This window comes from Mulberry dwarf phytoplasma (assembly GCF_056504655.1).
Map to the genome: position 1 here is coordinate 575,060 of NZ_CM151418.1, position 12,483 is coordinate 587,542.

A 12,483-nucleotide genomic window follows, 5' to 3' on the forward strand; every position below is an offset into this window, starting at 1 on the left:
TTTTATTTTAATCTTTTAGACATAAATTTTGGCTTGATTTTATCTTTACCATATTTGGTTTTCTTTTTTACCTTTATAAAGATATTATACAACTTTTAAAATAACTTTTTTATAGCGATAGATTACACGCGTGTTGGTTATTTACGTGCAGCCCCGCTCCAAACCGTACAAGCAAGTTTCCAAGCATACGGCTTTCCCATTCACAGCCTATTTCTAGGGTCTTCTAAATATCACTATTTAGTTGATTGATTATTCAGACGTTTATTTTCATTTTTAAAGCTTTTAATTTGTTCGTTGGTTTTCCTTCTATGGCACTGTTTACACAATACCATCGTTGATTTATTCATCACACTCTGCCAGTTGCGATTTCGCACCGTCTTAGTGTGATGTATTTCCAACTTACCGTCAGTCCTTTGGCACCTTTCACATTTTTCCGCTTTGAGACGGTCTGTGAGATGTGTGCGGCCTAAGAGGTTATTTGGATTTGGAATGATATCAGGGTTAAAATCCTTATATCTTCTCATCCGTTTAATCCTATCCCAGGTGTACTTCGGCCAGGTTTCACATCTTGGTTTTGTTTTTATCCTGTATTTGACACCCCAAGTCCCATGTCCTTGGCTCAGCTTCCTGCGGACCCTAGCGATGGAAGTTCTATGTTTCCCCGCTATTGTCTTTAAACATGAATATTCTGCAACATAAGCCAACTTTGTTAATTGACTTAGATTTCTTCCATATGCGAAGTATCTGATTATACCCTCAACCACTCCCTTATAAGTCCGAATTATTTCTAATTCGTCCCTATAATGGAGCTGTTTATCATGTATAATCTTTCTCTTCCTCTCAGAGGTCACCATCCATTTTTGGCCTCTTTTATCTATTTCATCCTTTAGAATAACGATATCGGTTTTTCCGTTAAGCGTTTTCCTTGTGGATTTATTTCTAGCCGATGCTATTGGATTGACTCTGATTATATAGGAAAGAAATTTTATTCCTTTGTGTGCGGGTACAATTTTGGATTTGTCGTAGGATATTGACAACCCCAAATCTTGTACCAACCAAGATACCACTTTTTGTTGTAGTTCTCTGGCCTGTTCGCTTGTTCCCGTACACCCTATGATGAAGTCGTCCGCGTATCGAATATATTCTACTCTAATGTTTGGATTTATGTTAATTCTGCTCGCTATTTCGGCTTTTCTTGCAAGTCCTAAATGACGTATTTTTCCATATTTAGGATTGGCCTTCCTTTTTGGTATTCCTTGTTCTATTAATTTTTCCATTTTTCCATCAATCTCATGAAGATAAATGTTAGCTAATAAAGGAGATATAATTCCCCCTTGGGGGGTGCCCGAAAAGGTCTTTTGAAACGCCCAGTTATCCATTATGCCTGCCTCCAACCATTGTTTTATGGTTTTGAGGGTTTTGGCTTTACGGATGTCTTTGCTGAGAAGTTTTAACAATATGTCATGATTGATTGTGTCAAAGAAACCTTTGATATCAATTTTAATCAGCCATTTTATTCCTTTGAATCTCTCCTTAACGCGTTTAATTGCATCATGTGGTGATTTGTTAGGTCTAAATCCATAACTCCATTTTGAGAATTTTACTTCATAAAATGGATTGAGTAGTTGGTACATTGTCTGTTGGATTATTCTATCATCAATTGTGGGGATACCTAACGGTCTTTTGTCTCCGTTAGGCTTGGGGATATAAACTCTCCTGAGGGGCTTGGGTTGGTACTGGTTAGTTCTGTATTTCTCTTTTAGTCCAACTAGGTATTTCAAATCTTTACCATCAATCGTTTGACCGTCCGTCCCATGCGTTCCTGCACCGTCATTCCCCGCAATCTTGTTGAAGGCAAATGTGATGTTATCCAGGGAATTCATTCCTTGTTGCAGTTCCTTTTTCAAGGTTAACTTGTTTAATGATTTTGTCTGAATTTTTGTCAGTAAGTTTGAAAGCTTAGAAGCTTTATCTGCTTCAGTTGGTTGCATTTGCATCAACCTCCTTTCTCCCGAATTGAATAATCCTGTGAATCTAACTTCTTCGCCTTGTACCTAGCTTTCTTAGGCTCCGTGTGAGGGCAATTATCTTGGTTATTCCAAACCAAGTTTTAATTCCTCCGACTACTAAAAGCCTCTTTATCCTTGAGCCCAAAGGCTTTTCAATTCCCTTTGTTTGGTATAGCTTTTAGGATTCTCAAATTTCTGACATAATTATGCCTGATAGTTTTAGGTTCGCTTTCGTTGTTAAAGCTTGTGGCTAGACTAGAACACTTTGTTTCCGTCAACGATATCATGAAGGGTGCTATTTAAAGCGACATGTGATTATATATGAAGACAAATCTAATATCTTCATATCTTCCTTCATTTCAGGGATTTCAATAACTTGCCCTGACGTTATGAGATTACGATAATTTCCACGATTAGGGATTTGCACCTTTTCCATGACTATCTTAGTCTTGCGAAAGCATCTTGGCTAGTTATTTCACCTCACTTCGCTTTTACGGTCTGCTGTAATCCGCCATTCTTTCGTTTGGCTGACCGACCGCATGACCTCACGGAATAATCAAGTCCGTGGCAATTGGCTAGATTGCTATAATGGTGCGTTTATTCGCGCCCATATTTTGTCATTATTGTCATTATTTTTTAATATATTTCATCATTTCATTATTCCTATCATTTAAATTTGAGGTGTTCCATTTTTTTAGACACTTTTTTATTTCAAAATTACTCTTTAAGACTTAAAATTAAATAGATAATTTCATATCTTTTCAAACTAACAAATAATTTCATTAAACTTAAAAAGTGTCTAATGTTTTTTCATAATTTGCTAGTTTCAAAAGATATTTTTTTTAAATATTTTATCCCTACACTATATATAGGTCGAAAAAATGAAAAACTCACCATAAAAACGACATGGATTAAATTTTTTTACACAATAATGCGGAATTTTTGATTTTTATAGAAAAAAATGTACAACAAAACAACCTTTTTCCAAAGGTTATAATTTTATATATCCATAATTAAATATTTATCTAAAAGTTTGAAAGTATTGCAAAGGAGATAAATTGTTTAATTTAGTTAATAACCATTTATTATTCCAAAAAGAAGGGAATTGGTTGATAATTTTTTTGATTTTACTTGGTGTTTTTTGGAATAAAAAGGGATGTTGGTTGGATAAAATACTTTTCATCTGGCCAAAAAGATTTTCAATGACAGCGTTATCACGTGGGGTTGCTTTACGAGACATACTAATTAAAAACCCTTTTTTAGTTAAAACTTTTTGTACTTTTAGAGATTGATAAACTTTACCTTGGTCTGAATGAATAATACAAGGGGTTTTTAAAGTAGGAATTTTTTTGATTGTATTTAAAATTAATTCTTTATTTTGTCGGTTTGAAGTGTGGGAGGCAATAATTTGATTATTAAAAGAATCAATAATACACGAAAAATAAATAAATCCTTGGGGAGTGGGAAAATAAGTAATATCGGTAAATAGTTTTTTCATGGGTTGGGAGGTAGTAAAGTTTTGATTAATTAAATTTGGGACTACTTTGAGGTTAGATTCTAAATTTTTATAATAATATTTATTTTTTTTAGGCCTTAACTTACAACAAATATTATTTTCTTTCATGATAAGATAAACTTTTTTCTTAGTAATAAATTCATTAAAAATTTCTTGGTATAAATCAGTAATTTTACGATGACCGTAAAAATATTCATGTTGTAAACATAAAGTTTGAATACGTTGTTGTTGCAAAAAATGTTTTGTTTCTTTTAATTTTAACTTTTTTTCAATTTTTAGCCAATAATAATAAGTACTTCGATTAATACGAATTGTTTTTAAAATGGTAGTTAAATTGAGATCTTTGACAAATTGTTTAACCAGTTTAAAAACTATTTTTTTATTAATAGTTTGAATGTGAGAAACCATATTTTGTAATAATTTTAATTTTTTCTTTAATTTTTGCATCATTAACCCCAATTATCTTAATATTTTTTATTCATTACAAAAATAATTATAACTAAAAAATGCATTAAAAATTAATTTTAAAATATATTTATTAAATTATTATATAATATGATTAGTATTCTAAGACGAGCAGAGCGAACTAGGCGGTCAGCCGAAGTACATTACAATTAACTATTACCCCCTTTCTTATGAAGTCCCCTTTGGGGATTTAGGGGGTATTTTAATTTGACCGTTAAATTTTTTAATTTGACGGGCACCTGGTTAGATAATATATTTTATCTAAACATTATATGTCATGATATAATATAATAAATTTATTATTTATAATTAAATATAAAAACCCTTGATAGGTTTTTATATTTAATTATTATCATTAATATTATTATATTTAATATTAAATATAATAATATTAATGATAAATCTTTCTTATTAGGTTAAACCCGAATTAAGTATTATCTATCACAACCCAATTCAAAACAGCCTTGGAGGGCTTTTTGAATTGGTGTTTAGGTTTACCCACGGGTTTAACCTAATAAGAAAGATGTACAATATATATATAGGCCGAAAAAATGAAAAACTCACCTATAAAACGACATGGGTTTCATTTTTTTACACAATAATGCGGAGTTTTTGATTTTGGGGTAGTTGTGCCATATAATAACAGGGTTAAATGGCAAATTGCTTACCATAAACACTAGCGATTTTGTCTGGAAGAGACAAAAAAATGAAAAAAAGTTGTCAAAAAACGATCAAAAAAATCTCCCTTAAAAATAAAAAAATGACCCCTCAAATGAGGTGGTCTAAATTAGTTTTAAAAAATGATTCGTTTTAATTTATGTCAAAATTGTAAAAATTAAAAGTAAGTGTTTTCCTAGGGTTTTGAGGACTGCTTTTTCAAGAAATTGAATTTAAGGGGGGGTATAAATTAAGACTAGGGTTATTACCCTAATTGGATTTAAATCAAAGCGAGAGGGGCAAAATAATGCGTTTAAGAGGCATTTGGGATTTTGTAGCTTTCATTTTTTAACCACTTTTAGGTTCTGCTGTAATCCGCCATTCTTTCGTTTGACTGACCAACCGCATGACCTCACGGAATAATCAAGTCCGTGGCAGTTGGTTAGGCTGCTGTAATTAAGCGTGTATTTGCTCCCAATTTGTAATAATAGTTCCGTAGATGTCGTTTTTTCAATCTCGGGGTTGATATTAATAATATAAATATTTTTTTAATTCACTGTTTTTTTAAAATCTTTCTTAGCTTACGATGCTTATAAACTAATTTTTGAATTGTATCATAAGTTAAATTACTAATTTGCAAAAACTTATAAAGATGTTTCAAAGCAATTTGATTTAAATTTTTGTTAGATTCACAAAAATTATATTGATGAAAAGGATCATATAAAAAAACATTAAAATACCAAATATCTTGTTGTTTAATAAAATAACCAATAACTCGTTGACATTTATCAATACTTATTTTAAAAATATTTTGTTCAGAAAGAAGATCTTTAATATCGTTTGTTAAATTACAAAATTTTTTTATTTTACTTAAAGGTTCTTTTAACAATTTACAATGTTTGGTTTTTTTAATTTCATCAAACGTTTTGTTATTAAAAAATTTTAAAAGTTTATTTTTTAATTTATCAAAATCTAAACAAAAAACATTTGTTAACAAAATATATCATTTGGATTTTTTCAATATTTTCTTGAATTGCTTTGATTTTTATCATAATTTAAATTGCATTGCCCTTTTTAGAATAATATTTTAAAATAACTTCATTCGTAATAGAATTTAAATTCCAATCTTTTGAGATAAAACAATTACACCATGGTGATAGATCTTTATGAGTTAATTTAACTAAAAAACTTGAAGTTCGGCTTCCGTATCGCTTTAATATATGATTTATTATTTTTTTTGTTCAGAAGTAAAACGATCTTCTTTAAAATTTTCTTTTATTTGATCACTTTTTTGAAATCCAGAAGTATAAGATAAAGTTTTTAAATATAACTTTGGGGAAACAGGACCATACTCCCATGCTTCGAAATCATTAGGAAATAATTCTTTTTTATAATCTACATAATACTTACAATAAACTAAAAAAACAAACTTTTGAAGTTTCATTTTAGTATAATCACTTTTATTTTGATAATTAATAATATATTGTGCTACATCTAGGATATCAATTTGAGTTTGTTTTTGCATTGCTTGCCCCTTTTTATAATAATTTTGCATATTGGTATTATAACACAATTGTTTAATTAACCCTAATTCTTTTTTTAATTTATTAAGTTGCTTCAATAGTTTTTTAATTTGATATTTCATTTCATTCTCCTTACTTTATTTTTTGATGAACTTTTTTTGTTGTAATCAATTTGTTGGGTATTAAATAAAAAAAGGTTCCTCTTAAAGGAACCTTTTTATGGTATTAAATGTGTTTGGTGTTTTTTAAAAATAGTTTTATTCAATTACAAAATATAATTATAATGTTTGTTGTAAAAAATTAATCTTAATGGGTGTGTGTTTAATTTATTAGATCGATGAGTTAAAAAATACAATTTTGTTTTATTTTTTTTAAAAATTCATGCTCGTAACAAAAAAATAGAACCTTTAGTGGATTTTAGCCATTTAGCTAAAAGAACTCCAGGAATGAATGGAGCCCAACTTGCAGCTGTTCTTAATGAAGCCTCTCTTTTAGCAGCCAAAAACCAAAAAGCTTTTATTACTATGCATGAATTAGAAGAGTCAGTTGACAAAGTTTATATGGGACCTGCCAAAAAATCTTTAGTTATTCATGAAATAGAAAGAAAAATGACAGCTTACCACGAAGCAGGACATGCTGTTATTGTAATGAAGCACCCTCATAGTTCTGAAAAAGTAAGAACCCTCACTATTACTCCAAGAGGAGGCGCTCTAGGTTATATGTGGCCTACATCTGATAAAGAATATTTTTGCAATACCGAAAAACAACTCACCTATAACATCGTTGTTGCCTTAGGTGGAGCAGCCGCTGAAGAACTCTTTTCTAAAGCTAGAACTAATGGAATGTATTCCGATCTTAAACAAGCTACTCGCACTGCTTTTGGGATGGTGGTTTATTCAGGAATGAGTCCTTTAGGATATATTAACTTTGAAAAATGTTCCGAACAAACTCGTTATCAAGTAGACCAAGAAATTAAAAAAATAGTAGATGAATGCTACAAACAAGCTAAAAACATTTTAGAAAAAAATAAAGTATTAGTAGAAAAAATAACCCAAACTTTATTAGATAAAGATACTTTAAGCCAAAAAGAAATTTATGCTTTAGATGAGACACAACAACCAGAAGCACAAAAAGAAAATTCTGAAAAAACTAAAACCAAAGCAGGTAATAAACCTAACAAAAATAAATTAGCTACTGTAAAAAAATAAATTAAAATCGTTTACACACATTAATTACAATCAAACAAATCCCAAAGAGGCTTTTTAAAGTCTCTTTTTTTATTAATCCCAAATGATTTATAATTTTGTTATAATTGAAGTATCAAACCCTCAAAAACTAAAGCAATAAGGAAAGCAAGGATAAAAAATTGATAGCTGAAATAATTATAGATATAAAAACTACATATCAAGGAATTAACAAACCTTTTGATTATTTGGTACCACCCCATTTTGAAAAGATAATCAAAAAAGCAATGAGAGTTGTAGTTCCTTTTGGTAATGCTAATTCGCAACGCTTAGGCTATATTATCAATTTAAAAGAAAATAGCAAGTTCAATAAGAACTTAAAAGAAATAATAACTATTTTAGATGAAACTCCTTATTTTGATCAAGAATTTTTTTTATTATCCCAAGAAATGTTAAAAACTCCTTTCATTATTAAAGCCTTAGTTTATGAAACTATTTTCCCCAAAGAATTTGTAAAATCTTTTTTAAAAGAAATTAAAATTATAAATAAGGAGTTATTTCCTGAAAATCTCAAAGGTTTTTTCGCAAACAAAAAGGAACTTTTTTTAAATCCCAAAAACAAATCCCAAGAAAAACTATTAGAATATTTTACAAAACTATCTAAGAAAAAAATTGTCATAATCAAAGATATTTTACAACTCAAAGAAAAAAACACTGAAAAAAAAATATGCATTTACCACCTTAATCCGCAATTAAGTGAACAAAAAGATATAAAATTAACACCCAAGCAAAAAGATTTTATTGCAAAATTAAAAGAATTAAAACCTTTAAAAATGTTAGATAAAACAAGCTCAAATGAAATCAAACATAGCAAACCAAAAATAAAAACTCAAGAAATCACAAGAAAAAAAGCCTTAGAATTGACTTCAAACAGCATTATTCAATCCTTAATCCGCAAAAAGATTCTTTTACAAACAGAACAAAAAATAAGTATAGTTCTAAATCACAACTTTGATTTACTTGCAGAAGACAAAAAAATAATTTTGAATGAAGAACAACAACAAATAGCACAAAAAATAAATCTTAACTACCACAAAACTTATCTTTTACACGGAAAAACAGGCTCAGGCAAAACTGAAATTTATCTCCATTTAATTACCAAAGTTCTCAATCAAAATAAACAAGTTTTATTATTGGTACCTGAAGTAATGTTAATAGCTCCTTTAATGCAACGCCTCCAAGCCAAATTCACAAACAAAAATATAGCTATTTTACACAGTTATTTAAGCCCCAAAGAACATTTAGACCAATTTTTAAAAATCAAAGAACAACAAGCCTGCATTGTTTTAGGCACTCGTAGTGCTATTTTTGCTCCTTTAAATAATTTAGGAATTGTCATCATTGACGAAGAACACGACGAGGCTTTAATAGAAAAAGAGCGCGCCACTTATGATGCAAGAACCTTGGCACAAATAAGGGCTAAATACCACAAAATTCCTTTAATTTTAGGAAGCGCTACTCCTTCTTTGGAAAGTCATTATCAAGTTTTACAACAAAATTATCAACTTTTAAGCCTTACCAAAAGAGCTTTAATTGATGCTTTACCTACCATCGAACTTGTAGACATGAAAGAAGAATTAAAAAAAGGCAATTTAGAACCTTTTTCCCAAAGCCTTAAACATGCATTAAGGGAAGTTCTAGCCAAACAACAACAAGCCATTTTATTTATCAACACTAAAGGTTTTGCACCATTTGTTTTATGTCGTTTTTGCGGCTTTGTCCCCAAATGCCATAAATGCAACAATAGCCTTACTTTTTATCAAAAACAAGAACTATTAAAATGTAGTCATTGCAACTATAAAGAGCAATTTACACCAAAATGCATGCGCTGCTCCAAAGAACAAATAAAAGAAGTAGGCGTTGGTATCGAATACATCAAAGCTTATCTCCAAAAAGAATTTTTGCAAGCAAGACTTATCAAATTTGATTCAGATACTATCACAAAAATTAGTCAATACGAAAAATTATGGAACGATTTTAATCAAGAAAAAGCAGATATTTTGTTAGGAACTCAAATGATTGCCAAAGGACTTGACTTTCACAAAGTTACTTTAGTAGGTATTTTAATGGCAGATTCTTTACTCAAAATTCCTAGTTTTAAAGGCTCAGAAAAAACCTTTCAATTACTCATTCAAGCAGCAGGACGTTGTGGCAGAAAAGAACAAGGCAAAGTAATTGTGCAAAGCTATAATATAGACCATTTTGCAATTAATGCGGCAGTCAAATATGAAGAAAAGGAGTTTTTGAGACAACTTTTAGAAGAAAGAAAAATGTCACAAAACCCTCCATTTGGATACCTGAGCCAAATTTTAATCTCTCATAAAGATTTTAAAAAAACTTTTGATATTGCTTACCGCATCAAAGCAGCATTGGCCAATCGCTTTTCACACAAAATAACTGTTTTAGGTCCTGTTTTATCACTTATTCCTAAAAAAAATAACCGTTATCGCTGTTTATTGACACTAAAATATAGCATTTGGCCTTTGGATCTAGATTTTATTTTGGAAAACAACATTCACCAAGATGCTTTAATTATTTTTGATAGGTTTGCTAATTTATTGTAAACAAATTATAAAATCCAAAGATAAATTAAAATTGCATGGAGGCAAAAAAGAAACGCCAAACCAAAAGGCAACAATAATAGCAAACAGAAGTTTTTGAAAATAGTCATCAATTTTTTCAATTACCACAAATCACAAAAAAATCACAAAACCAAAAGAAATACCCAAATAAAATTACTATTCTTTTTTATTGCTTTTATTTTCCATTAACAAAAAAATATGTACCACAAAAAGCGAGCAAAAACAAATGAAAAACCAGCAATTATTTTACTTTATAAATTGACATTTTTTATTATTTATGTTAAAATGAAATCAGTTAGTTATTAAAAATATAAATTAAAGGCGAGGTGTTGTTTCAAAAAAATATGGACGATAGTGATAGTATAAAATTTAGCACAATAAAGATCTTTGAAAAAAAGACGTTTGTGGGTAAAAAATCAAATTTAGCAAATAAAAAAATGTGCATTAATGCCAAAAGGTGTTTTTTCTTATGAATCCGATAGTCATATTGATTATTTTAATCGCATTAAATGCTTTTTTTGCAACTTGCGAAATATCTTTTATTTCTACTAACGAAAGCAAAATTGAATTAGATATCAAAAAGGGCAATAAAAATGCTCTAAGAGTCAAAAAAATCAAAGCCAAACCAACCACTTTTTTATCAGTAATTCAAATTATGATTCACATCATTACTTTTTTTCAAGGAAATATTGTAACATCTTGTTGGCTAAGAGAAACAGAAGGGCATTTTTCATTACATAACATCGGAATTGAGGCTTTAATTATTACCCTTTCTATTATTTTTGGAGAATTAATTCCTAAACGCATAGCAATGCATGCACCTTCCAAAATTGCTTATCTTTTTTCTGGTTCTATTTCCTTAATTGCTTGGTTAATTACGCCTTTGGTTTGGATTTTGACTCAAGTAAGTAATCTTTTTCTTATTGTTTTCGGACTAAATCCTAACAAAAATAGCATACAAGTCTCAGAAGACGAACTACGCTTAATGTTAACTTCAAGTTATCAAAAAGGCATCATTGACAAAGATGAAAATAAAATGATTCAAAATATTTTTGAATTTGATCACACAAACATTTCTGAAGTAATGCGCCACCGCACCGAAGTAGTTGCAATTGATGTTGAAATTACCAAAAAAGAATTAATTAAAACTATCCAAAATGAAAAATACACACGTTTTCCAGTTTATGAAAATAGTATTGATAATATTATAGGCATTTTACATGTTAAAGATATTTTTAATTATTTAATGTCCTCAAACCCAAATAAAATTTTTGATTTGAAAAAATTCATTAGAAAACCTTATTTGGTCCCAGATACAAAAAATACTAATGAATTTTTCCGCGAAATGAAAAAAACCAAAACCCATATGGCAATAGTAATTGACGAATATGGTGGCACAGCTGGAATAATTACTTTTGAGGATTTAATTGAAGAGATCTTAGGTGAAATTTCGGATGAATACGACAATGAAGAGCTAATGATTAAAGAAGTTGCCAAAAATGAATATATTGTTAATGGATTTGCTGATTTAGAAGAGGTCGCAGAAGCAATTAAATTAGAATTTAACACTGAAGATTATGATACTTTAAGTGGTTTTTTAATAGGCCAATTGGGAAGATTCCCCAAACCAAATGACAAAAATATCGAAATCATTTACAAGAATTTTAAATTTACAATCTTAAAACACAATGATAAAGTAATTTCTCAAATCAAAATCACAAAAATAGATTTACAAGAAGAAATAAAATAAATAAAAAGAGCAAATATTTTCATATTTGCTCTTTTTTTATACCTTTATAAATTTGTTCAATTAAGAAATCATTTATTTTCAAATAAATAATAATGGGTAATACAAAATCAAAGTTTAGAATTATACCCATTCATTAAAATATTAAAATCCACATCTTGGATAAAATTAAATATAATTTTATTAATAATATTAATGTTTTTTAAAATATTTTTTTGACTGCTTGCATTGACAGGCGTTAAAAGATATTGATCCAAAGGCATGCAAGAATCTAAACTTACTCCTATTTTTAACCTTTTAAATTGTTTAGTGCCTAAACGATCAATAATATTCCTTAATCCGTTATGCCCTCCATGACCACCTTGCATTTTTAACTTTAATTTGCCTTCATCCAAATAAATATCATCTACAATAACTAAAATATTTTCTATCTTAATGCGATATTTATTTATAATTTTTTTTACCACTTCACCTGATAAATTCATATACGTTTGTGGTTTAATCAATAATGATTGGTGGTGGTTAAAATTAATTTGATAAATGTGGGCGGTTTTGGCTTCCTTCAAGATTTGATATTTATTTTGACTTAAAAAAGAATCAACAACAGCAAAACCAACATTATGACGAGTGTTTACAAATTTGGTACCTGGATTGCCCAAACCTACAATAAGTTTCATCGTTTTTTCTTTCTTTTTGTTGTGTTTTATTATTTCACTTTATTATTTATGATAAGCAAAAGC

At 29.1% G+C, this 12,483-nt stretch carries 8 protein-coding genes; 3 read left to right on the plus strand and 5 right to left on the minus strand.

Annotation, left to right across the window (positions count from 1 at the left end; genetic code table 11):
- Window positions 1-233 precede the first annotated feature (233 nt).
- The 4 genes from ltrA to JAHGCCOI_RS02900 all read right to left on the minus strand — a co-directional run bounded on the left by ltrA (window position 234) and on the right by JAHGCCOI_RS02900 (window position 6,292).
- A complete protein-coding gene (gene ltrA / locus JAHGCCOI_RS02885) occupies window positions 234-1,991 on the minus strand; it encodes a group II intron reverse transcriptase/maturase (protein WP_479492257.1) in 1,758 nt (585 codons plus the stop codon).
- A gap of 1,039 nt (window positions 1,992-3,030) precedes the next feature.
- Window positions 3,031-3,972, minus strand: coding sequence for an IS3 family transposase (locus JAHGCCOI_RS02890; protein ID WP_479492250.1), 942 nt, complete (start codon window positions 3,970-3,972; stop codon window positions 3,031-3,033).
- Between the two features lie 1,228 nt (window positions 3,973-5,200).
- On the minus strand, window positions 5,201-5,644 hold the full coding sequence (locus JAHGCCOI_RS02895; protein WP_479491937.1) for a hypothetical protein: 444 nt from the start codon (window positions 5,642-5,644) through the stop codon (window positions 5,201-5,203).
- 231 nt (window positions 5,645-5,875) lie between these two features.
- The gene (locus JAHGCCOI_RS02900) at window positions 5,876-6,292 is read right to left on the minus strand and encodes a Panacea domain-containing protein (protein ID WP_479491939.1); all 417 of its coding nucleotides are present in this window, start codon (window positions 6,290-6,292) and stop codon (window positions 5,876-5,878) included.
- A gap of 288 nt (window positions 6,293-6,580) precedes the next feature.
- Between JAHGCCOI_RS02900 and JAHGCCOI_RS02905 the strand changes: the two genes are divergently transcribed.
- The 3 genes from JAHGCCOI_RS02905 to JAHGCCOI_RS02915 all read left to right on the plus strand — a co-directional run bounded on the left by JAHGCCOI_RS02905 (window position 6,581) and on the right by JAHGCCOI_RS02915 (window position 11,746).
- Window positions 6,581-7,378 (plus strand): ATP-dependent metallopeptidase FtsH/Yme1/Tma family protein, encoded by a 798-nt coding sequence (locus JAHGCCOI_RS02905; protein WP_479491941.1) that lies wholly within the window; start codon window positions 6,581-6,583, stop codon window positions 7,376-7,378.
- A gap of 158 nt (window positions 7,379-7,536) precedes the next feature.
- Window positions 7,537-9,978 carry a replication restart helicase PriA gene (priA, locus tag JAHGCCOI_RS02910; RefSeq protein WP_479491942.1) on the plus strand — a complete coding sequence of 814 codons (2,442 nt, stop codon included), beginning with the start codon at window positions 7,537-7,539 and terminating at the stop codon, window positions 9,976-9,978.
- A gap of 487 nt (window positions 9,979-10,465) precedes the next feature.
- Window positions 10,466-11,746, plus strand: a complete 1,281-nt coding sequence (locus JAHGCCOI_RS02915; protein WP_479491943.1) for a hemolysin family protein — start codon at window positions 10,466-10,468, stop codon at window positions 11,744-11,746.
- Window positions 11,747-11,853: 107 nt separating this feature from the next.
- Here the strand turns inward: JAHGCCOI_RS02915 and pth are convergent, their stop codons facing one another.
- Window positions 11,854-12,420: an aminoacyl-tRNA hydrolase gene (pth, locus tag JAHGCCOI_RS02920; RefSeq protein WP_479491944.1), complete on the minus strand. Its 567-nt coding sequence runs from the start codon at window positions 12,418-12,420 to the stop codon at window positions 11,854-11,856.
- Between the last annotated feature and the right edge of the window lie 63 nt (window positions 12,421-12,483).